The sequence below is a fragment of the Thauera sp. JM12B12 genome (genome assembly GCF_039614725.1).
Lineage (GTDB): Bacteria > Pseudomonadota > Gammaproteobacteria > Burkholderiales > Rhodocyclaceae > Thauera.
Map to the genome: position 1 here is coordinate 3,552,267 of NZ_CP154859.1, position 20,874 is coordinate 3,573,140.

The window sequence follows — 20,874 nt, forward strand, 5'->3', positions numbered from 1 at the left end:
CCTTCCCCAAGCTTCTCCGCTCCATACCTTCCTCGCGGCCCTGCGCGAAGTGCGCACCCCGTCACGGTGCGGCGAATTCATCAACCAAAGTGCGTAACAGTTGCTGGAGCGGCCGCAACGACTCTGCTAAAAGCGGAACATCTGCCAACCCAGCGCCGGACGCGCGGAACATGAAGACCAGACGGATACCGCTTGCCATCGCCATCACCGCAGCCCTCCTCGGCTCGACTCCCACCGCCTTTTCCGCCGTGCTCGGCGAAGTCGTGGCCCTTTCCGCGCTGGGAGAAGCCTTCAGCGCCGAGATCCGGTTCGCGCGCGCAGACGGCACGCCACGCGCCGACTGCTTCCGCGTGGTCACGCCAGGCGACGCGGGCAACGACCTCCCCGCGCTGACGCGAGGCCGGGTGAGCGTCGTCGGCAGCGCCGCGGGCGCACGCCTGCTCGTGCGCGACAGCCGCGCAGTGCATGACCCCATCGTCCGCCTGGCGATCGAGAACGTCTGCGACGCCCGCTTGCGGCGCGAATACACCTTGCTGATGCCCTTCACCGCCACGGCGAGCGCCCCAGCGCCAGCAGGCGCGCGCGCCGCCGATCGCAGCGCGGCACCGCCGCCGCGCCGGGCGTCCGCCCCTGCGCCGGCACCGGCACGGCCCAAGGCCGCCAATCGCACATGGACCACCGCCCCGGGCGAGTCCCTGGCCTCACTCGGCGAAGCCCTCTACCCTGACGACGAGGCAGCACGCGCGCGCTTCACGCGCGCCACCGCTGCGGCCAATCCGCGACTGTTCCCCGATACGTCAGCGCACGGACGCGCCCTGCCCGCGGGCACCCGCGTCGTCATTCCCGACCTGCGCCGCGTCGCTGCCAACACCGCCAACGCCGCCCCGGCGGGCGGCGCGCAAGCCAGAGGGCAGGCGGTGGCGCCGGCCACGGGCGAAGACCGGCTGGTGGTGGAACGAGCGACCGTCCCGGCCCCGGATGCAAGGCAGGCAGGCGGGGACACCGGCGCCGCGGCTGCGGCCGCAGACAGCCTGAGCGCACGTGAGCGCGAAGTGGCCGCAGCCATCGACCGCAGCATCATTGCCGAGATGGAACTGCTGGCTCGCATCAAGGAGCTCGAGGACTTGCAGGCCCGCCTGGAGGCGCGCGTGCGCAGCATGGCACCGCCACCGCCCGCCGCAGCGGTAGTCACGGCCGCGGCAAACCCGCCGCCAGCGCCCACCGCAGTGCAGGCCCCGGCGCCCGCGGCCGTGTCGCACGATCTCTACCTGTTCGCCGGTCTCGGGGCGGCCGCCCTGCTGCTGGCCGCCCTGCTGCTGCGTCGCCGCCGCGATCCGGAGCGCGTGCCCCGCAGCCCCGCCGAGCATCCGCAGCGTAGCGCAGCCCTTCCCGTGCGCGATCCGGAGCGCAGCCCGGCGGCCCCCGGCGTGGCGCAAGCGCTGCCGCAAGGCCAGGGCGCGGTCGACACCGTCACCGACCCCCGCCTCGCCGAGGGCACCGTGGTCGAAGAGCACAAGTCCGCGGTCGAGCTTGCCGACATCATGATGAGCTTCGGCCGCGTCCAAGGCGCCGCGGAGACCCTGGCCGAGTTCATTCGCGGCAATCCGCGCGAGGCGGTGACCCCCTGGCTCAAGCTGCTCGAGGTCTATCGCGCCGCCGGACTGCGCGCGGAATTCGACGCCATCGCCGGCGAGCTGAACAAGACCTTCAACGTCAGCAAGGTGAACTGGGACAACTACCAGAGCCTGCGGGACTCGCGCATGAGCCTCGAGGACCTGCCGCACATCTCCGAGACCCTGCAGCGGAGCTGGCGCACCACCGCCTGCCAGCGCTACCTTCAGCAACTGCTGCGTGACAACCGCGACGGTACGCGCTTCGGCTTCCCCTTCACCGTGATCGACGAGGTGTTGACCCTCTCCGCGATCCTCGAGGAGGACCTCGGCCCCTGCCCGAAACCGGATCAGGGGCGGAGCGCGCGCGGCTAGACGGGATTGTCGAGATCGAGGAATTCGGCTTCCAGGCCGAGTTCGCGCTTCAGGTACGCGGCGATCGCACGGGCGCCGTAGCGCTCGGTGGCATGATGGCCGGCGGCGATGTAGGGCACCCCGGTCTCGCGCGCCAGGTGCACGGTCTGCTCGGAAATCTCGCCCGACACGTAGAGGTCGGCGCCGGCCAGGATCGCCTGCTCGAAATAGCCCTGCGCGCCCCCGGTGCACCAGGCGATGCGGCGTACGAGCCGCCCGCCATCGCCGACCAGCAGCGGCATCCGACCCAACTTGTCGGCGAGGGCGAGCGCCATCTCCTCTCCCGACGCCACCGCGCCGGTCGGGCGGCCGATCCAGCCCAGGTCCTGGTCCGCGAAACGCCCTTCGCCCTCCCAGCCCATCAGGCGCGCAAGCTGAGCGTTGTTGCCGAGCTCGGGATGCACGTCGAGGGGCAGATGATAGGCGAAGAGGTTGATGTCGTTGGCGAGCAGCGCGCGCAGTCGCTGGCGCCGAAAACCGGTAACCCTGCCGTCGTCACCTCGCCAGAACAGCCCGTGATGCACGAATACGGCGTCATATCCACCCGCCACCGCATGGTCGAGCAGTGCCTGGCTGGCGGTCACGCCACACAGCACCCGCAGCACCTCGGGCCGTCCTTCCACTTGCAGACCGTTTGGGCAATAATCCTTCAGCCGCTGGGCGTCGAGCAGGGTGTCGAGATGGTTCCTGAGCTCGATGAGTTGCATGCAGCCTCCCCCTTCATGAAGCGAACGTCGGCGCGGAATCCGGACCGCGGTGAGGCGTTCGCGACCTTCGTTCGTAAAGCCCTACATTATGCGCCGCTTGTGGCTCATCTTCGCGCAGGCCGTGACCGTCAGCGTCGCGGTCCTGTTCGTGCTCAACACCCTGAAGCCCGAATGGCTGCGCGAGGCCACGCCCGCGGCGGTGGTGGCAATTCTCGAGGCTCCGGCCGGAGCCGAGCGCGCGCCGGCGGCGGGCTCTTACGCCCCGGCCGCGCAGCAGTCCATGCCCGCGGTGGTGCACATCTTCACCACCAAGGCCGGCCGCAGCCAGCGCCATCCACTGTTCGATGACCCGCTGTTCCGTCATTTCTTCGGCGAGCGCCCGGACAATGGGCCGAGTCAGCGCGAATCCGGGCTGGGGTCCGGCGTCATCGTCAGCCCCGACGGCTATGTCCTCACCAACAACCACGTGATCGAGACTGCCGACGCGATCGAGGTCGCGCTCAATGACGGACGCAAGTACGCCGCCCGGCTGATCGGCCGCGACCCTGAGACGGACCTCGCGGTGCTGCGCATCGAGAGCGAAGCAGCGCTGCCGGCCATCACCTTCTCCACGAGCGACAGCCTCACCGTCGGCGACGTCGTGCTCGCGATCGGCAACCCATTCGGCGTCGGCCAGACGGTGACCATGGGCATCGTCTCCGCACTCGGCCGCAGCCAGCTCGGGATCAACACCTTCGAGAACTACATCCAGACCGACGCCGCGATCAATCCGGGCAACTCCGGCGGCGCGCTGGTCGATAGCGCCGGGCACCTTGTCGGCATCAACACCGCGATCTACTCGCGCTCGGGCGGCTCGCTCGGGATCGGCTTTGCAATCCCCGTGTCGATCGCCCGCAACGTGCTCGAGCAGATCGTGGCCCGCGGCGAAGTGGTGCGCGGCTGGGTGGGCGTGGAGATCCAGGAGCTGACGGCCGACCTGGCAGAGTCCTTCGGCTATCGCGACGCCGCGGGCGCGCTCATTGCCGGCGTGCTGCGCGGGAGCCCGGCCGATCGCGCTGGCGTGCGCCCGGGCGACGTGCTGATCGCGCTCGATGGCCGCTCGGTTCCCGATCCGAAGACCATGCTCGACATGGTGGCTGCGCTGCCGCCCGGGCAGAGCGCCGCCTTCCGCGTCCGCCGCGGTGGCGAAGAACTGGATCTGACTGTGGAAGTCGGCCGCCGCCCGGTCCCGGCGGCGAACCGCTGAGAGGGCCGCCAGGGGACAGCCGCGGCATGCCGGCCAAACCGCGGCCGCGGCGCTCAGTGCTTGCCGGCCTGGCGATCCTCGCTCTCGATGCGGTCGAGCTCGCGATCCATGTCCTCGATCGAAGGCGGGACGTAGTCCGCGGCAGCCTCCTCCCGTGGCGAGGGCCGGCTCATCAAGTTCGCGAGGAAGATGCCGAGCTCGTAGAGCAGACACATCGGCACCGCGAGCATGAACTGCGAGACCACGTCGGGCGGCGTGACGATCGCCGCGATCACGAAAGCGCCGACGATCACGTAGGGGCGGGCCTCACGCAGCTTCGCCACGTCCACGATGCCGGCCTTGACCATCAGGATCACCGCCACCGGCACCTCGAAGGTGATCCCGAAGGCCATGAACATGGACATCACGAAAGACAGGTACTGCTCGATGTCCGGCGCCGGAACGATGCTCTTGGGCGCGAATTCGGCGATGAACTTGAACACCATCCCGAACACGAAGAAGTAGCAGAACGCCATGCCGATGAGGAACAGCAGCGTGCTGCCAAGCACGAGCGGCAGCGCGAGCCGCTTCTCGTGTGCGTAGAGCCCGGGCGCGATGAATGCCCAGGCCTGATACAGCACCCACGGCAGCGCAAGCACGAAGGCCACCATCATCGTGACCTTCACCGGCACGAAGAACGGGGTGACCACCCCGGTGGCGATCATGTTCGTGCCCGCGGGCAGGGTGTCCATCATCGGCTTGGCGAGGATGTCGTAGATGTCGCCGGCCCACGGCATCAGGCAGACGAACACGATCACGAGCGCGAGCAGCGCGCGGATGAGGCGGTCGCGCAGCTCGATGAGATGCGCGATGAAGGTTTCCTGTTGTGTGCTCATGCCTTGGTCTTTTCCGCGCCGGAGGCCACGCCCGCGCCTGCATCCAGCCCGAGCTCGAGCTGCGGACGCCCACCCCCCTCGGACGGGCGTTCCGCCGCCAGCAGCTGGCTGCCGGCGGTCGCCGGAGCCGGGGTGGCAGAAGCGTCTCCCGGCTGGGCGGGGGCGCCATCCGGCAGGATCGAGCGCAGTTCGCCTGCCGTGCGGTCAACCTCGGATTCGACGCTGGCCATTCCGGAACGAACGGAGGATTCCAGCTCCTGCGCCTGATGCTTGACCTGCTCCTGGAGCTTCTTCAGCTCCTCGAGCTGCATCTCGCGCTGGATGTCGGACTTCACGTCCGTCACGTAGCGCTGGACACGGCCCAGCAGATGGCCGGCAGTGCGTGCGACCTTGGGCAGGCGCTCGGGCCCGACCACGACCAGCAGCACGATGCCGATCACGATGAGTTCCGAAAAGCCGAAATCGAACATGTGTGCTCGCTCGCGACGCGGCCTGTCGATGACAGACCGCAGTAAAACGAAGGGGCGCTCCGGTCAGGGCGCCCCTCTTGCATCGAGACGCGAAGATCAGGACTGGGTCCGGTCGACCTTCTCGCGCGCCTCGCCTTCAATCGTCTGGCCGTTGGCGATCTTCTCCTGGCTGGCATCGGTGGACGCACCGGCGTCGCCTTCCTTCATGCCCTCCTTGAAGCCCTTCACCGCGCCACCCAGGTCGGAACCGATGTTGCGCAGCTTCTTGGTGCCGAACACCAAGAGGACGATGACCAGCACGATCAGCCAGTGCCAGATGCTCAAAGAACCCATACCGCTCTCCTTAGCGCTTCAACATGGGCGGCAGGGGATTCGGCCCGCCCAGAATGTGAAGGTGCAGATGATACACCTCCTGCAAGCCGACCCTGCCGGTGTTCACGATCGTCCGGAAGCCGTCGGCACAACCCTGCTCGCGCGCAATCCTGCCCGCTGCAACCATGAGACGCCCCATCGAGGCCTCGTGTTCCTCGCCGAGCTCCGCCATCGAATCCACGTGCACCTTCGGGACGACCAGAACATGCACCGGCGCGACCGGACTGATGTCGTGGAAGGCATAGACGTGCTCGTCTTCGTACACCTTCTTCGACGGAATTTCCCCGCGCACGATGCGACAGAAGATGCAGTCGCTCATGCGTTCGTACCCGTGGCGGTGCGCGACTTCTTCTCGTCGATGCCCGACACGCCCTCGCGGCGGCGGAACTCGGCGAGAACGTCGTCCACCGAGAGTCCGTAGTGAGCGAGGAGCACCATGGAGTGGAACCACAGGTCGGTGACCTCCCACACCAGATGCAGCATGTCCTTGTCCTTGGCCGCCATGATGGTCTCGGCGGCCTCCTCGGCGACCTTCTTGCAGATCGCGTCGGTGCCCTTCTGGTACAGGCTGGAGACGTAGGAGGAGTCCGGATCGGCCTTCTTGCGCGCGGCCAGGGTCTCGGCCACGCGGTGCAGCACTTCGATATCGATCATTTGTAGATCTCCTGCGGGTCTTTCAAAACCGGTTCGACGGCCTCCCAGCGGCCATCGGCGAAATACTTCTGGAAGAAGCAGCTGTGGCGCCCGGTGTGGCAGGCGATGCCTCCGACCTGTTCGATCTTCAGCAGCACCACGTCGTTGTCGCAGTCGATGCGGATGTCGAGCACCTTCTGCACGTGACCGGACTCCTCGCCCTTGTGCCACAGCTTACGGCGCGAACGTGACCAGTAAATGGCTTCGCCCGTCTCGGCGGTACGCTGCAGGGCCTCGCGGTTCATCCAGGCGAACATCAGCACATCGCCGCTGGCGGCCTCCTGTGCGATCACCGGCACCAGACCGTGCTCGTCCCACTTGACCTCGTTCAACCAGCGCGTGTTCTCGCTCACAAGCGCACCTCGATGCCGCGCGCGCGCATCAGCTCCTTGGCCTCGCGCACGGTGTGCTGTCCGAAATGGAAGATGCTCGCTGCCAGCACCGCATCGGCACGGCCCTCCGAGACGCCCTCGGCAAGGTGCTCCAGGGTGCCGACGCCGCCACTGGCGATCACCGGGATGCGCACCGCATCGGACACCGCACGCGTGAGCGCGAGATCGAAACCGCTCTTGGTGCCGTCACGGTCCATGCTGGTGAGCAGGATCTCGCCCGCGCCCAGCGACTCGACCCTGCGCGCCCACTCGATCGCGTCGAGCCCGGTGTTGTTGCGACCGCCGTGGGTGAACACCTCCCACTTGCCGGGCGCAGTCTGCTTGGCGTCGATCGCGACCACGATGCACTGGCTGCCGACCTTGCTGGAGGCGTCGTGCACCAGCTGCGGGTTGTTGACCGCCGCGGTGTTCATGCTGACCTTGTCGGCACCGGCGTTGAGCAGGCGGCGCACATCCTCGACCACGCGCACGCCACCGCCGACGGTGAGCGGGATGAAGACCTGCTCGGCGACCTGCTCGACCACGTGCAGGATGATGTCGCGGTCGTCGGAGCTCGCGGTGATGTCGAGGAAGGTGATCTCGTCGGCACCCTGCTCGTCGTAGCGGCGCGCGATCTCGACCGGATCGCCGGCGTCACGCAACTCGACGAAATTGACGCCCTTGACCACGCGCCCGGACTTCACGTCCAGGCAGGGGATGATGCGTTTTGCGAGCATCAGCGGCGCTCAGTGAGGAAAATCATTCGGTCACGCCGTTCAATTCGTCCGCACGCAGCTGCGCAGCGGCGAAATCCAGCGTGCCTTCGTAGATCGCGCGCCCGGTGATCGCGCCCATGATGCCTTCCTCCTCGACCGCGCACAGCGCGTCGATGTCGCGCAGGTCGGTGATGCCCCCGCTGGCGATGACCGGGATGCGCAGCGCGCGCGCCAGGCGCACGGTGGCTTCGATATTGACGCCCGAGAGCATCCCGTCGCGGCCGATGTCCGTGTAGATCACCGCTTCGACGCCGTAGTCCTCGAACTTCTTCGCGAGATCGACCACGTCGTGGCCGGTGAGCTTGGACCAGCCATCGACCGCCACCTTGCCATCCTTGGCGTCGAGGCCGACGATGATGTGACCGGGGAAGGCGCTGCAGGCGTCGTGCAGGAATCCGGGGTTCTTGACCGCGGCGGTGCCGATGATGACGTAGCTGATGCCGTTGTCGAGGTAGTGCTCGATGGTGTCGAGGTCGCGGATGCCGCCCCCGAGCTGAACCGGAATGTCGTCGCCGACGACGTCGGTGATCGCGCGGATGGCACCGCCATTCTTCGGCTTGCCGGCGAATGCGCCGTTCAGGTCGACCAGATGCAGGCGGCGGGCGCCGGCGTCGAGCCAGTGGCGCGCCATGGCGCCGGGATCTTCGGAAAACACCGTGGCGCCTTCCATTTCACCCTGTTTCAGGCGAACACAGTGACCGTCCTTGAGGTCGATGGCGGGGATCAGCAACATACGGGGATCAGTTCAGATGAGGCGGAGTCGTGAGACGGGCCGTCGGCGCTCAGGGCTGCCAGCGGATGAAATTTGCAAGAAGCCGGAGGCCGGCCGCGGCGCTCTTTTCCGGGTGGAACTGGGCCGCGAAGATATTAGCCCGCGCTACCGCACTGGTAAAGCGCAGCCCGTAGTCGGTTTCCGCCGCGGTCAGCGCCGCATCCGCGGGCACCACGAAATAGCTGTGCACGAAGTAGAAGCGCTCGCCATCCGGGATGCCCTCCCACAACGGGTGCGGCACCGACTGCCAGACCTCGTTCCAGCCCATGTGCGGCACCTTCAGCCGGCTGCCGTCCGCAGCCTGCATGCGCGCCTCGGGGAAGCGCACCACCTCGCCGGGCAGGATGCCGAGGCCCGGCACGTCCCCCTCGGCGCTGTGCTCGAACAGCATCTGCTGCCCGATGCAGATGCCGAGAAAGGGTTTGCTCGCCGCCGCGGCCAGCACCGCCGGACGCAGGCCGCGCGCATCGAGCTCGCGCATGCAGTCGGGCATGGCGCCCTGGCCGGGGAAGACGACGCGCTCGGCAGCGGCCACGCGGGCCGGATCGGAGGTGACGAAGACATCTTGGCCGGGCGCCACGTGCTCGATCGCCTTGGCGACCGAGCGCAGGTTGCCCATGCCGTAATCGATGATGGCCACGGTGGTCATCGGCTTGACTCGCTTTTCAACGGGAAGGCGGCCACAAGACGCAGCCGCGAGAAGGAAGCAATCAGAGCGCGCCCTTGGTCGAGGGAATGGTGCCCGCCGCACGCTCGTCGCGCTCGGCAGCCATGCGCAGCGCACGCGCGAAAGCCTTGAACACCGTCTCGCACTGATGGTGGGCGTTGTCGCCGCGCAGGTTGTCGATGTGCACCGTGACGCCGGCGTGGTTGACGAAGCCCTGGAAGAATTCACGCGCCAGGTCCACGTCGAAGTTGCCGATGCGGGCGCGGGTGAAATTGATGAAATAGTGCAGCCCGGGCCGGCCGGAGAAGTCCACCACGACCCGCGACAGGGCTTCGTCGAGCGGCACGTAGGCGTGGCCGTAGCGGCGCAACCCCTTCTTGTCACCGAGGGCCTTGGCGAAAGCCTGGCCGAGCGTGATGCCGACGTCTTCCACGGTGTGGTGGTCGTCGATGTGCGTGTCGCCCTCGCAGTGGATGTCGAGATCGATGAGGCCGTGACGGACGATCTGGTCGAGCATGTGATCGAAGAAGGGCACGCCGGTATCGAGCTTGCCCTGGCCGGTGCCATCGAGGTCGATGCGCACGGTGATCTTCGTTTCGAGGGTGTTGCGAGTGACTTCTGCTTGCCGCATGGGAGACTTCTGGCCAAAGGGTGAGGGTCGTGGCCATGATAACATCGCCCGGCAAACTCGCCGCAACGCGCAGGCTAGGGCGTGAGATCGGTCGCGCCACCGCGTGGCCGACCCGCGCCGCAAGGCGCTCACGCCGGGCGTGTGCAGCGAGCGCTCGTTCCACCCCAACCGCAGGCATCCTCATGAGCCGTTTCTGGAGCGCCGTCGTTCACGGCCTGACCCCCTACGTCCCGGGCGAGCAGCCCAAGCTCGACAACCTGGTCAAGCTCAACACCAACGAACACCCCTACGGCCCGTCGCCCAAGGCGCTGGAAGCGATCCGCGCAGCGACCAGCGACAGCCTTCGCCTCTATCCCGACCCGAACGCCGACGCCCTCAAGGGCGCGCTCGCAGCCCGCCACGGCGTGCAGCCGCAGCAGGTCTTCGTCGGCAACGGTTCGGACGAAGTGCTCGCGCATGCGTTCATGGCGCTGCTCAGGCACGATCGCGCACTGTGGTTTCCCGACATCAGCTACAGCTTCTATCCGGTGTACTGCGGGCTGTACGGGATCGCTCACCGGCAGATTCCGCTCGCCGAGGATTTCTCCATCCGTGTCGAAGATTACCTGCCGCGAGCGGATGCGACCGACGCGGATCGCCCCGGCGCGATCATCTTCCCCAACCCCAACGCCCCCACGGGCCGTCTGCTGCCCCTGCCCGAGGTCGAGCGCATCGTCGCCGGCAACCCGGACGCCGTGGTGCTGGTGGATGAGGCCTACGTCGACTTCGGCGGCGAGAGCGCGATCGCGCTCGTGCATCGCTATCCGAACCTTCTGGTGACCCACACGTTCTCCAAGAGCCGCTCGCTCGCCGGTCTGCGCGTGGGCTACGCGGTCGGCCACGCGGAGCTCATCGACGCCCTGGAGCGCGTCAAGAACAGCTTCAACTCCTACCCGCTCGACCGCCTCGCGATTGCCGGCGCCGTGGCGTCGGTGGAGGACGAGGCGTTTTTCCAGGAGAGTTGCCGCAAGGTGATCGCGACCCGAGACAAGCTGGTCGCGGACATGCAGGCGCTGCGGTTCGACGTGCTGCCCTCGGCGGCGAACTTCATCTTCGCCCGCCATCCGCATCGTGACGGCGGCGCGCTGACGGCCGAACTGCGCAAACGCGCGATCATCGTGCGCCACTTCAAGGCGCCGCGCATCGATCAGTTCATGCGCATCACCGTGGGCACGGATGCACAGTGCGCGACGCTGGTGCAGGCGCTGCACGAAATCCTGAAAGGCTGATTCGCGGGCACGTCCGCGCGCGCCGGGGAGCCGTGTCCGCCGGCGCTACGCGGGCCACCCCCGGGCACTCACACCTTCAGCCGCATCTCGGCCGAACGCGCGTGCGCCTGCAATCCCTCGCCATGGGCGAGGATCGACGCCACCTTGCCCAGGTGCTGGGCGCCCGCCTGCGAGATGTTCACGATGCTGGTCCGCTTCTGGAAATCGTAGGTACCCAAGGGCGACGAGAAGCGCGCGCTGCGCATGGTCGGCAGCACGTGGTTGGGGCCGGCGCAGTAGTCGCCGAGCGCCTCCACCGCCCAGTGGCCGACGAAGATCGCGCCGGCGTGGCGGATGTGGTCGATCCAGGCCTCCGCATTGTCCAGCGACAGCTCGAGGTGCTCGGGGGCGATGCGGTTGGCGAGCGCGCAGGCCTGCTCGAGGCTATCCACATGGACCAGCGCGCCGCGGTTGGCGAGCGACTTGGCGATGGTCTCGCGGCGCGGCATGGTGGGCAGCAGGCGGTCGATCGCCGCGTGCACCGCGTCGATGAAGCCGGCGTCGGTGCACAGCAGGATGGACTGCGCCAGCTCGTCGTGCTCGGCCTGGGCGAAGAGGTCCATCGCCACCCAGTCGGCGTGGCCGGAACCATCGGAGATGATCAGCACCTCGGAGGGCCCGGCGACCATGTCGATGCCGACCGTGCCGAACACCCGGCGCTTGGCCTCGGCCACATAGGCGTTGCCCGGCCCGACGATCTTGTCCACCTGCGGGATGGTCTGCGTGCCGTAGGCGAGCGCCGCCACCGCCTGCGCGCCGCCGATGGTGAACACGCGGTCGACCCCGGTGATCGCGGCCGCGGCCAGCACCAGCGGATTCTTCTCGCCGCGCGGGGTGGGCACGACCATGATCAGCTCGCCGACACCGGCCACCTTGGCCGGGATCGCGTTCATCAGCACCGAGCTCGGGTAGGACGCCCGCCCGCCCGGCACGTAGAGGCCGACGCGGTCGAGCGGCGTGACCTTCTGCCCCAGGCGGGTACCGTCGGCCTCGGTGAACTCCCAGGACTCGCCCTTCTGGCGTTCGTGATACACGCGGACGCGATCGGCGGCGATGGTCAGCGCCTCGCGCTGCTCCTTCGAAAGCCCATCGAGCGCGGCGTGGAGTTCGGACCTGGGCAGCTCCAGCGCCGCCATCGAGTGCACGTCGAGGCCGTCGAAACGGCGTGTAAACTCGACGACCGCGGCGTCGCCGGTGGCGCGCACCGCACGCAGGATCTCGGTGACCGCGGTGTCGATACGCTCGTCGGCCTCCGATTCGAAGGCGAGCAGCCCATCGAGGGTGGACAGGAATTCGGGTTCGCGCGCGTCGAGGCGGCGGATCGGTGTCTGGCCCATGGACGGTTCCTTACGATGTGATCGCGCCGGCGAAGGCGTCGAGCACCGGCTGGATGAGCTCGCGCTTGAGCTTGAGCGAGGCCTGGTTGACGATCAGGCGCGAACTGATCGGCATGATGTCCTCGACCTCCTCCAGGTTGTTGGCGCGCAGTGTGCCGCCGGTCGAAACCAGGTCGACGATCGCGTCGGCCAGCCCGACCAGCGGCGCGAGTTCCATCGAGCCGTAGAGCTTGATCAGGTCCACATGCATGCCCTTGCCGGCGAAGTGCGCCTTGGCCGCGTTCATGTACTTGGTGGCGACGCGGATACGTCCGCCCGGGCGCGTCGCGGCGGCGTAGTCGAAGCCCTTCTGCACCGCGACGCACAGCCGGCACTTGGCAATCTCGAGGTCGAGCGGCTGGTAGAGGCCGGCGCCGCCATGCTCGACCAGCGTGTCCTTGCCGGCGATGCCGAGGTCGGCAGCGCCGTATTGCACGTAGGTCGGCGTGTCGGTCGCGCGCACGATGACCAGGCGCACGTCCGGCCGGTTGGTGCCGATGATCAGCTTGCGCGAGGACTCGGGGTTGTCGGTGGGCACGATGCCCGCGGCGGCGAGCAGCGGCAGGGTCTCTTCGAAGATGCGGCCCTTGGAGAGGGCGAGCGTGATGCTGGACACGTGAAAAGCCTTGATCGGGGGGACCGCGCATTGTAACCCGGCGCCGCTTCTGTTAACCTTCGCCGCAACTGGCTGAACCGCAAGTGGCGGTTCGGCCTTTTCTTTTGTTTCGCCGCAAGGGCGGCGCGCACAGCACGCAGGAAGTCCCGAATGAAACCGTCGATCATCGTCTCCAGCAGCGACCTCGAGCGCCTCGAGGGTCTGCTCACCCTCCCCGCCTTCCGCAGCCGCAGCGACCTCGACGGCCTGCGCGCGGAGCTCGAGCGCGCCGACGTGCGCGAACCCGAGGAGATGCCGGCCGACGTCATCACGATGAACAGCCGCGCCCGCTTCGTCGAGGAAGGCACCGGCCGCGAGTATGAGCTGACCCTGGCCTACCCGAAGGACGCCAACGCCGAAGCCCATCGCGTGTCGATCTTCTCGCCCGCGGGCAGTGCGCTGCTCGGTCTTTCGGCCGGTCAGTCGATCGACTGGAAATCCTCCGACGGCAAGGAAATCCGCCTGAAAGTGCTGGAAGTCACCTGGCAGCCGGAGGCCAACGGCCAGTTCGAGCTCTGAAAGGGCGGCTCGCGCCTTCAGTCCGCAGCCTGGCCGGCGAACGCGCCGGCATTGGCCTGACGCCGCGGGAGCGGGCTTGCCGGCGAACGGCGGCTCGTCGGGCACGGCATTCGCGGGCAAGCCCGCTCACACGATGCCCGCTCCCGCGGCGCCCGCTCCTGCATCGGGTCGCCGCTTCGGTGGGAATGGCGCTCAGGCCAGGCGCCGCACCTTCGCGCCGAGCGCGGCGAGCTTGGCCTCCAGGCGCTCGTAGCCGCGATCGAGGTGATAGATGCGCTCGATCACGGTCTCGCCCTCGGCCACCAGCCCGGCCACCACCAGCGAGGCGGATGCACGCAGGTCGGTCGCCATGACGGTCGCGCCTTCCAGCTTCGCCACCCCCTGAACCACCGCCGTGTTGCCATCGATACGGATGTCGGCGCCCAGGCGCTGCAGCTCGACCGCGTGCATGAAGCGGTTCTCGAAGATGGTCTCGCGGATCATCGCCACGCCGTTGGCGACGCAGTTGATCGCCATGAACTGGGCCTGCATGTCGGTCGGGAAGGCCGGATAGGGCGAGGTGCGCAGGCTCACTGCGTTGAGTCGCGCGGGCGCCGACAGGCGGATCGCGTCGCGTTCGGACACCACCTCGCAGCCGGCGTCCATGAGCTTGTCGATCACCGCGTCCAGATAACACGACGAGGTGCCGGTCAGCCGCACCGAGCCGCCGGTCACCGCGGCCGCGCACAGGTAGGTGCCGGTCTCGATGCGGTCGGGCATGATGCGGTGGGTTGCACCATGCAGGCGCTCGACGCCGCGGATGCGGATCACGTCGCTGCCGGCACCCGAGATCTGCGCGCCCATCGCCACCAGGCAGTTGGCGAGGTCGACCACCTCGGGCTCACGCGCGGCGTTCTCGATCACGGTCTCGCCGTCGGCGAGCGCGGCGGCCATCATCAGGTTCTCGGTGCCGGTCACCGTCACCATGTCGGTGAACAGGCGCGCACCCTTCAGGCGCGGCACGGTGGCATGCACGTAGCCGTGCTCGACGCGCACCTCGGCACCCATCGCCTGCAGGCCCTTGATGTGCTGGTCCACCGGACGCGCGCCGATCGCGCAGCCGCCGGGCAGCGACACCCGCGCCTCGCCGCAGCGCGCCACCAGCGGGCCGAGCACGAGGATCGAGGCGCGCATGGTCTTGACCATCTCGTAGGGCGCGACCGGGTTGTTCAGGCCCGCGGCGTCGAGCGTGACGGCGTCACCGTCGCGCGCGACCTTCACCCCCATCTGCCCGAGCAGCTCGAGCAGGGTGTCGATGTCGTTCAGCCGCGGCACGTTCCGGAAGGTGACCGGCTCGGCGGTCAGCAGCGCCGCGCACAGGATGGGCAGGGCGGCGTTCTTGGCGCCGGAAATGGCGACCTCGCCCGACAGGCGGGCGCCGCCTTCGATCAGCAACTTGTCCATCGTCGTCTCACATGCCCAGTTCGCCGCGGCCTTCTTCCCACTGCGCGGGGGTGAAGGTCTGCAGCTGCAGGGCGTGAATCTCGTTGCCCATCAGGCGGCCGAGGGTGGCGTACACCGCCTGGTGCTGACGCACCTTCATCTTGCCCTCGAAGGTGGCGCTGACCACGATGCCGCGGAAATGCACGCCATCCTCGCCCTCGATGATCACCAGTTCGCAGGGCAGGCCCTGCTCGATCAGGCGTTTGATCTCGCTTGCTTCAAACATTTGGAATCCTTTACGAACGCAGCTTGTAGCCCCGCGCGAGCATCGCCAGGGTGAGCGCCGCGAGTACGACGAAACACAGGCTCACCACGCCCAGCGACAGCCAGGGCGAGGTGTCCGATTGACCGAAGAAACCGTAGCGGAACCCGTCGATCATGAAGAAGAACGGGTTGAAATGCGACACGTCCTGCCAGAACTGCGGCAGCGAATGGATCGAGTAGAACACCCCCGACAGCATCGTGAGCGGCATGATCAGGAAGTTCTGGAAGGCGGCGAGCTGGTCGAACTTGTCCGCCCAGATGCCGGCGATGACGCCGAAGGAGCCGAGGATCACGCCCCCCATCAGCGCGAAGGCGAGCACCCACAGCGGGTTGGCCATCGGCACCTCGACGAAGGCCGCCGACACCGCGAGCACGCCGCCGCCCACCATCAGCCCGCGCAGGGTCGAGGCGATGACGTAGGCGGCGTAGAACTCGCGGTAGGACAGCGGCGGCAACAGCACGAAGATGATGTTGCCGGTGATCTTGCTCTGGATCAGCGAGGACGAGCTGTTGGCGAAGGCGTTCTGCAGCACCGACATCATCACCAGCCCGGGCACCAGGAAGCTGGTGTAGGCGACTTCGCCATAGACGGTGACGTGGCGGTCGAGCACGTGCGAGAAGATGAGCAGGAACAGCAGCGCATTGAGCACCGGCGCGGCGACGGTCTGGAAGCTGACCTTCCAGAAGCGCAGCGTCTCCTTGTAGAGCAGGGTGCGAAAGCCGGTGAGCGGCGACTCGGGCGCCATCGGCTCGATGCGCGGCGCGGAGGGCGTCAGTTGATCAGGCACGGTTCATGACCTCGACGAAGACGCGTTCGAGATCCGGCTCGCCGAGCTGCATCTCGGTGAGGCCGGCGCCGGCCTCGCGCAGGCGGGCGAGCAGCGCCTCGACGTCGGCATAGGCGTCGAAGGCGAAGTCCACCCAGCCGCCCTCGCCGGCGATGCCGCCCAGCGCCACGCCGCGCTCCGGGTGTGCCAGGCGCGCGCGCAGACTGTGGGTGGCGAAGCGGCGCAGCAGGTTGTCGGTGGTGTCGAGCGCCACCACCCGGCCCGCCTTGAGCATGGCGATGCGGCCGCACAGGGTCTCGGCCTCTTCCAGGTAGTGCGTGGTCAGCACGATGGTGTGGCCGTCGCGGTTGAGCTTGCGGATGAACTGCCACAGCCCCTGGCGCAGCTCGACGTCGACGCCCGCGGTGGGCTCGTCGAGCACGATCACCGGGGGCCGGTGCACCAGCGCCTGCGCCACCAGCACCCGCCGCTTCATGCCGCCGGACAGCGCGCGCATGTTGGCCTGCGCCTTGTGGGTGAGATCCAGGCTGGCGAGGATCTCGTCGATCCAGTCGTCGTTGTTGCGGATGCCGAAGTAGCCCGACTGGATGCGCAGCAGCTCGCGCACCGAGAAGAAGGGATCGAACACCAGTTCCTGCGGCACCACGCCGAGGTTGCGGCGCGCATTGCGGTAGTCGCCGACGACGTCGTGCCCCATGATCGCGAGCGTGCCGCCATCCGGACGGACGAGTCCGGACAGTGCCGAAATCAGCGTGGTCTTGCCGGCGCCATTGGGGCCGAGCAGGCCGAAGAACTCGCCCTGCTCCACCTCGAGGTCGACGCCGCCGAGCGCCTTGAGTGCACCGTAGTGCTTGGTCACGCCGGAGACACGGATCGCCGGCACGCTCATGCGCGCGACTCCAAAGGCAACAGCGCATCGATGTCGTAGAGCGCGGCAAGGCTGCTCATGCCGGCAGGCAAGCTGCGCACGGTGAGCCGCTTGCCCGCTGCGCGCGCGCAGCGCATCCAGTCGAGCAGCAACGCGAGCGCAGCCGAGTCCGCCGCGCCGATGCGGGCGAAATCGACCACGAGGTCGCCCGCGCGTGCCCGTCGCCGGCCCTCCTCGAGGATCGCGGGCGCCGACACCATGGTCAGCTCGCCCTCGGGCGCAAACACAACCATCGACACCGGATCGCTCATGCGCCGCGCGCGCCCTCGGCCTGCTGCAGGCCGTGCTGCTCGGCGAGCGTGCGGTTGCGCTCCTCGAGCGACCTGATCAGGCCGTCGATCCCGCCACGACTGATCTCCTGGCCGAAGCTGCTGCGGTAGTTGGTGACCAGGCTGACGCCGGCGACGATCACGTCGAACACCTTCCAGCCCTGCTCGCTCTTCTCGAGCATGTAATCGATCCCGATCGGCTGCGCGCCGGACTGGATGACCTCGGTGCGGATCTGCACGCGGGTGTCGGCGGGCGCGAAGCGCGAAGGGCGAAACTCGATGCGCTGGTCGCGATACTGGGTGAGCGCGTTCGAATACGTGCGCACGAGCAGGGTGCGGAAGGCGTCGGTCAGCCTGGTCTGCTGCTCGGGCGAGGCCTGGCGCCAGTCGCGGCCGACCGCGAGCATGGTCATGCGGCGGAAATCGAAGTGCGGCAGCACCTTGGCGTCGACGAGCGCGATCACGCGCTTGGTGTCGCCAGCCTGGATGGCCTTGTCGGCACGCACGATCTCGAGCACCTCGTTGGTGACGTCGCGCACCAGGTCGTCGGGGCCCTTGACCTCGGCTGCGGCGGGCAAGGCGCCGGCGAGCAGCAGACAGAAGAAGGGCAGCAGGAAGCGGTTCAGCAGTCGTTTCATTTTCGTCTTTCAGTCCTTACCGGTTTTCGGGCCGCACACCGGTGCCGGCGGGGCGGCCGAGCCCCGCGAGTTCGAGGCGCTCCACCGCGGTGACCGCGGCGACATCGACCGCCTCGCCCAGAGGGGCGGCCGACTGTTCATCGAAATCTTCGTACACCCGCTCCTGGCGGCCATCATTGACCTTGTAACGGCGTTGTTCGAGATAGAAGTCGCGCACGAAGGCGTAGCGGTCGAGCGCCGCCTGCTCGAGGGTACGGTCGGTACCGAGCAGGACCGAGCGGCCATGGACCACGCGGGTCGCCACCACGGTGTTGCGCGTCGGCACGTGATCGATGCTGAAGGGCTCGTTACCCATCATGTCCGCAGGCAAGGCGACGGCGTCGCGCACCGTACGCGGCCCGAAGAAGGGCAGCACGATGTAGGCGCCCTCGCCCACGCCCCAGCGCCCGAGCGTCTGGCCGAGGTCCTCGTCGTGCTTGGCCAGGCCGGCCTCGCTGGCGATGTCGAGCAGGCCGAGCAGCCCCCAGGTGGAGTTGAGCGCGAAGCGCATCAGGTCGCTCATGCCCTCGGCGAACTTGCCCTGCAGCATGTTGTTGAGCCCGATCCACGGATCGGCGAGATTGCCGAGCACGTTGCCGATGCCGGTGCGCAGCGGGCTGGGCAGCACGGCCTCGTACACCTGCGCAGCCGGCTTGATGGCGACCCTGTCGACCTGTTCGTTGAAGCCGAACATGGCGCGGTTGTAACCCTCGAGCGGGTCCTTGGGGTTGCCGGTGCTCGCACAACCGGTCATCAAGGCGGCCGACAGCGCGACCGCGATCACGCCGGCACGGGAAGAACGGAAGACGTCTGGCATTGTTGTTTTCTCCGGAAATCCTGGCCGCCTCACTGCGCCGGCGGGGCGTCGGCGGCACGGTCGAACATGAACTGGCCGATCAGCTTCTCGAGCACGACCGCGGACTGGGTGATCAGCACGCGATCGCCATTCTCGAGCATGCCGCTGTCGGCGCCGGCCTCGAGCCCCACGTACTGTTCGCCGAGCAGGCCGGAGGTCAGGATCGACGCCGTGGTGTCGGCGGGAAAGGCGTAGCGCTTGTCGATCTCGAGCTCGACCACGGCGCGGTAGATCTGCGAATCGAAGCGGATGCCGGCGACGCGGCCGACGAGCACGCCCGAACTCTTCACCGGCGCGCGCACCTTGAGGCCGCCGATATTGTCGAAGGGCGCCTCGACACGATAGGTCTCGCTGCCATTGATGCCCGAGAAATTGCCGACCTTCATCGCCAGGAACACCAGCGCGGCGAAACCGATCGCAACAAAAATGCCGACCCACAGGTCGAGCGCGGTACGACTCATCATCAACCCCGGAACATGAAAGAGGTAAGCACGAAGTCCAGCGCCAGGATGGCCAGCGCGGAGGTCACGACGGTGCGGGTGATCGCGCGCGACACGCCCTCGGCGGTGGGCTGGCAATCGTAGCCTTCGAACACCGCGATCAGCGACACCACCGTACCGAAGACCGCGGACTTGATCACGCCGTTCATCACGTCGTACTCGAATTCCACCGCGGCCTGCATCTGCGACCAGAAGGCGCCGTCATCGACACCGATCACCACCACGGTGATCAACCAGCCGCCGAAGATGCCCATCGCCGAGAACAGCGCGGCCAGCAGCGGCATCGACAGCACCCCGCCCCAGAAGCGCGGCGCGACCACGCGCGCGATCGGGTTGACCGCCATCATGTCCATCGCCTTCAGCTGCTCGGTGGTCTTCATCAGGCCGATCTCGGCGGTGATCGCCGAGCCTGCGCGGCTGGCGAACAGCAGCGCCGCGATCACCGGACCGAGCTCGCGCAGCAGCGACAGCGCCACCATCACGCCCACCGCGTCGGCCGAGCCGTAGCGCTGCAGGATGTCGTAGCCCTGCAGTCCCAGCACGAGGCCGACGAAGAGCCCCGACACCACGATGATCAAGAGCGACAGCACGCCGCTGAAGTAGAGCTCGCGGATGGTGAGATGGATGCGGCGCAGCGACTGGCCGGAGTTCATCAGCACCGCGAGCAGGAAGCGGGTGGCGAAACCCAGCCGCCAGACACCGTCGATGCTCAGCGCACCGATGCGCCGCAGCGCGGACGCGATCGCGTTCATGCTCCCTCTCCGCCGAGCAGGCTGTCGATCGGCGACGCCGGATAGTGGAACGGCACCGGCCCGTCCGCCTCGGCATTGACGAACTGATGCACGAAGGGATCGGTCGAGGCGCGGATCTCAGCCGGCGTGCCCTGGGCGACGATGCGTCCATCGGACACGAAATAGATGTAATCGACGATCTCGAGCGACTCGTGCACGTCGTGCGTGACCATCACCGAGCTCGCGCCGAGCGCGTCGTTGAGCTTGCGGATGAGCTGGCCGATGATGCCGAGCGAGATCGGGTCGAGGCCGGCGAAAGGTTCGTCGTACAGGATCAGCATCGGGTCGAGCGCCACCGCGCGCGCCAGCGCCACCCGTCGCGCCATGCCGCCGGAGAGCTCGTTCGGATGCAGCTTCGCCGCGCCGCGCAGGCCGACCGCCTGCAGTTTCATGAGCACCAGGTCGCGGACCATGCCAGCGGGCAGTTCGGTGTGCTCGCGCAGCGGGAAGGCGACGTTGTCGAACACGCTCATGTCGGTGAACAGGGCGCCGAACTGGAACAGCATGCCCATGCGCCGCCGCAGCGCGTACAGCTCGCTGCCCGACAGCCGCGCCACATCGCGCCCCTCGACCTCGACCGCGCCGGCGGTCGCGCGCAACTGCCCACCGATCAGGCGCAGCAGCGTGGTCTTGCCGCAACCGCTGCCGCCCATGATGGCGACGACCTGGCCGCGATGCACGCTCAGGTCGATACCGCGCAGGACCTCGCGCTCGCCATAGGCGAAGCGCACGTCGCGCAGGCAAACCAGCGGGGGGGTCGATTCGGCAGGGGTACGCACGAAAAAGCGGGGGCGGGAAAAACGTCGAACTATAGCAGAGCCGGACGACATCCGGTCCGCCGTTGCTGCAATGCAACAA

The 20,874-nt window shown here is 67.8% G+C and carries 27 protein-coding genes; 4 read left to right on the plus strand and 23 right to left on the minus strand.

Annotated elements, in window-relative coordinates:
• The first annotated feature begins 170 nt into the window (after positions 1–170).
• The gene (locus AAG895_RS16115) at positions 171–1,985 is read left to right on the plus strand and encodes a hypothetical protein (RefSeq protein WP_345793000.1); all 1,815 of its coding nucleotides are present in this window, start codon (positions 171–173) and stop codon (positions 1,983–1,985) included.
• On the opposite strand, the gene AAG895_RS16120 is transcribed toward AAG895_RS16115, so the two are convergent.
• A complete protein-coding gene (locus AAG895_RS16120) occupies positions 1,982–2,731 on the minus strand; it encodes a Nif3-like dinuclear metal center hexameric protein (protein WP_345793001.1) in 750 nt (249 codons plus the stop codon). The two genes, AAG895_RS16115 and AAG895_RS16120, sit on opposite strands and share 4 nt — an antisense overlap.
• 88 nt (positions 2,732–2,819) lie before the next feature.
• Here AAG895_RS16120 and AAG895_RS16125 point away from each other — a divergent pair, with 88 nt between their 5' ends.
• The gene (locus tag AAG895_RS16125) at positions 2,820–3,977 is read left to right on the plus strand and encodes a Do family serine endopeptidase (RefSeq protein ID WP_345793002.1); all 1,158 of its coding nucleotides are present in this window, start codon (positions 2,820–2,822) and stop codon (positions 3,975–3,977) included.
• A 53-nt stretch (positions 3,978–4,030) separates the two neighbouring features.
• Here the strand turns inward: AAG895_RS16125 and tatC are convergent, their stop codons facing one another.
• The 10 genes from tatC to hisB all read right to left on the minus strand — a co-directional run bounded on the left by tatC (position 4,031) and on the right by hisB (position 9,604).
• The gene (gene tatC, locus AAG895_RS16130) at positions 4,031–4,852 is read right to left on the minus strand and encodes a twin-arginine translocase subunit TatC (RefSeq protein WP_345793003.1); all 822 of its coding nucleotides are present in this window, start codon (positions 4,850–4,852) and stop codon (positions 4,031–4,033) included.
• Positions 4,849–5,322 (minus strand): Sec-independent protein translocase protein TatB, encoded by a 474-nt coding sequence (gene tatB, locus AAG895_RS16135; protein ID WP_345793004.1) that lies wholly within the window; start codon positions 5,320–5,322, stop codon positions 4,849–4,851. The genes tatC and tatB overlap by 4 nt, the downstream gene beginning before the upstream one ends.
• A 96-nt stretch (positions 5,323–5,418) precedes the next feature.
• Positions 5,419–5,655 (minus strand): Sec-independent protein translocase subunit TatA, encoded by a 237-nt coding sequence (gene tatA, locus AAG895_RS16140; protein WP_345793005.1) that lies wholly within the window; start codon positions 5,653–5,655, stop codon positions 5,419–5,421.
• 10 nt (positions 5,656–5,665) lie between these two features.
• On the minus strand, positions 5,666–6,013 hold the full coding sequence (locus AAG895_RS16145; protein WP_345793006.1) for a histidine triad nucleotide-binding protein: 348 nt from the start codon (positions 6,011–6,013) through the stop codon (positions 5,666–5,668).
• The gene (locus AAG895_RS16150; RefSeq protein WP_345793007.1) at positions 6,010–6,348 is read right to left on the minus strand and encodes a phosphoribosyl-ATP diphosphatase; all 339 of its coding nucleotides are present in this window, start codon (positions 6,346–6,348) and stop codon (positions 6,010–6,012) included. The genes AAG895_RS16145 and AAG895_RS16150 overlap by 4 nt, the downstream gene beginning before the upstream one ends.
• A complete protein-coding gene (gene hisI / locus AAG895_RS16155) occupies positions 6,345–6,740 on the minus strand; it encodes a phosphoribosyl-AMP cyclohydrolase (RefSeq protein ID WP_345793008.1) in 396 nt (131 codons plus the stop codon). Before hisI ends, AAG895_RS16150 begins: the two co-directional genes overlap by 4 nt.
• A complete protein-coding gene (gene hisF, locus AAG895_RS16160) occupies positions 6,737–7,498 on the minus strand; it encodes an imidazole glycerol phosphate synthase subunit HisF (RefSeq protein ID WP_345795314.1) in 762 nt (253 codons plus the stop codon). Before hisF ends, hisI begins: the two co-directional genes overlap by 4 nt.
• A gap of 19 nt (positions 7,499–7,517) precedes the next feature.
• Positions 7,518–8,267 (minus strand): 1-(5-phosphoribosyl)-5-[(5-phosphoribosylamino)methylideneamino]imidazole-4-carboxamide isomerase, encoded by a 750-nt coding sequence (hisA, locus tag AAG895_RS16165; RefSeq protein ID WP_345793009.1) that lies wholly within the window; start codon positions 8,265–8,267, stop codon positions 7,518–7,520.
• Between the two features lie 49 nt (positions 8,268–8,316).
• On the minus strand, positions 8,317–8,955 hold the full coding sequence (hisH, locus tag AAG895_RS16170) for an imidazole glycerol phosphate synthase subunit HisH (RefSeq protein ID WP_345793010.1): 639 nt from the start codon (positions 8,953–8,955) through the stop codon (positions 8,317–8,319).
• 61 nt (positions 8,956–9,016) lie between these two features.
• Positions 9,017–9,604 (minus strand): imidazoleglycerol-phosphate dehydratase HisB, encoded by a 588-nt coding sequence (gene hisB / locus AAG895_RS16175; RefSeq protein ID WP_345793011.1) that lies wholly within the window; start codon positions 9,602–9,604, stop codon positions 9,017–9,019.
• A 182-nt stretch (positions 9,605–9,786) separates the two neighbouring features.
• Between hisB and hisC the strand changes: the two genes are divergently transcribed.
• On the plus strand, positions 9,787–10,872 hold the full coding sequence (gene hisC, locus AAG895_RS16180) for a histidinol-phosphate transaminase (RefSeq protein WP_345793012.1): 1,086 nt from the start codon (positions 9,787–9,789) through the stop codon (positions 10,870–10,872).
• A gap of 68 nt (positions 10,873–10,940) precedes the next feature.
• Here the strand turns inward: hisC and hisD are convergent, their stop codons facing one another.
• Entirely contained in the window at positions 10,941–12,248 is a 1,308-nt protein-coding gene (gene hisD, locus AAG895_RS16185; protein ID WP_345793013.1) for a histidinol dehydrogenase, read from the minus strand.
• A 10-nt stretch (positions 12,249–12,258) separates the two neighbouring features.
• Positions 12,259–12,903, minus strand: a complete 645-nt coding sequence (gene hisG, locus AAG895_RS16190; RefSeq protein WP_345793014.1) for an ATP phosphoribosyltransferase — start codon at positions 12,901–12,903, stop codon at positions 12,259–12,261.
• Between the two features lie 150 nt (positions 12,904–13,053).
• Here hisG and rnk point away from each other — a divergent pair, with 150 nt between their 5' ends.
• Positions 13,054–13,461 (plus strand): nucleoside diphosphate kinase regulator, encoded by a 408-nt coding sequence (gene rnk, locus AAG895_RS16195; RefSeq protein ID WP_345793015.1) that lies wholly within the window; start codon positions 13,054–13,056, stop codon positions 13,459–13,461.
• Positions 13,462–13,653: 192 nt separating this feature from the next.
• On the opposite strand, the gene murA is transcribed toward rnk, so the two are convergent.
• Genes murA through AAG895_RS16245 form a run of 10 tightly spaced genes read right to left on the minus strand, consistent with a single transcriptional unit; the run spans position 13,654 to position 20,795 of the window.
• Entirely contained in the window at positions 13,654–14,904 is a 1,251-nt protein-coding gene (gene murA / locus AAG895_RS16200) for a UDP-N-acetylglucosamine 1-carboxyvinyltransferase (protein WP_345793016.1), read from the minus strand.
• A 7-nt stretch (positions 14,905–14,911) separates the two neighbouring features.
• Complete coding sequence (locus AAG895_RS16205) at positions 14,912–15,169, minus strand: BolA/IbaG family iron-sulfur metabolism protein (protein ID WP_345793017.1); 258 nt, start codon at positions 15,167–15,169, stop codon at positions 14,912–14,914.
• A 10-nt stretch (positions 15,170–15,179) separates the two neighbouring features.
• Positions 15,180–15,953: an ABC transporter permease gene (locus tag AAG895_RS16210; RefSeq protein ID WP_345795315.1), complete on the minus strand. Its 774-nt coding sequence runs from the start codon at positions 15,951–15,953 to the stop codon at positions 15,180–15,182.
• A gap of 34 nt (positions 15,954–15,987) precedes the next feature.
• On the minus strand, positions 15,988–16,884 hold the full coding sequence (locus AAG895_RS16215) for an ABC transporter ATP-binding protein (protein ID WP_345793018.1): 897 nt from the start codon (positions 16,882–16,884) through the stop codon (positions 15,988–15,990).
• Positions 16,881–17,174 (minus strand): STAS domain-containing protein, encoded by a 294-nt coding sequence (locus AAG895_RS16220; protein WP_345793019.1) that lies wholly within the window; start codon positions 17,172–17,174, stop codon positions 16,881–16,883. Before AAG895_RS16220 ends, AAG895_RS16215 begins: the two co-directional genes overlap by 4 nt.
• On the minus strand, positions 17,171–17,830 hold the full coding sequence (locus tag AAG895_RS16225) for an ABC transporter substrate-binding protein (RefSeq protein ID WP_345793020.1): 660 nt from the start codon (positions 17,828–17,830) through the stop codon (positions 17,171–17,173). Before AAG895_RS16225 ends, AAG895_RS16220 begins: the two co-directional genes overlap by 4 nt.
• A 16-nt stretch (positions 17,831–17,846) precedes the next feature.
• Entirely contained in the window at positions 17,847–18,686 is an 840-nt protein-coding gene (locus AAG895_RS16230) for a VacJ family lipoprotein (protein ID WP_345793021.1), read from the minus strand.
• Positions 18,687–18,715: 29 nt separating this feature from the next.
• On the minus strand, positions 18,716–19,186 hold the full coding sequence (mlaD, locus tag AAG895_RS16235; protein WP_345795316.1) for an outer membrane lipid asymmetry maintenance protein MlaD: 471 nt from the start codon (positions 19,184–19,186) through the stop codon (positions 18,716–18,718).
• 2 nt (positions 19,187–19,188) lie between these two features.
• Complete coding sequence (mlaE, locus tag AAG895_RS16240; protein ID WP_345793022.1) at positions 19,189–19,977, minus strand: lipid asymmetry maintenance ABC transporter permease subunit MlaE; 789 nt, start codon at positions 19,975–19,977, stop codon at positions 19,189–19,191.
• Positions 19,974–20,795: an ABC transporter ATP-binding protein gene (locus AAG895_RS16245; RefSeq protein WP_345793023.1), complete on the minus strand. Its 822-nt coding sequence runs from the start codon at positions 20,793–20,795 to the stop codon at positions 19,974–19,976. Before AAG895_RS16245 ends, mlaE begins: the two co-directional genes overlap by 4 nt.
• Positions 20,796–20,874: the final 79 nt, after the last annotated feature.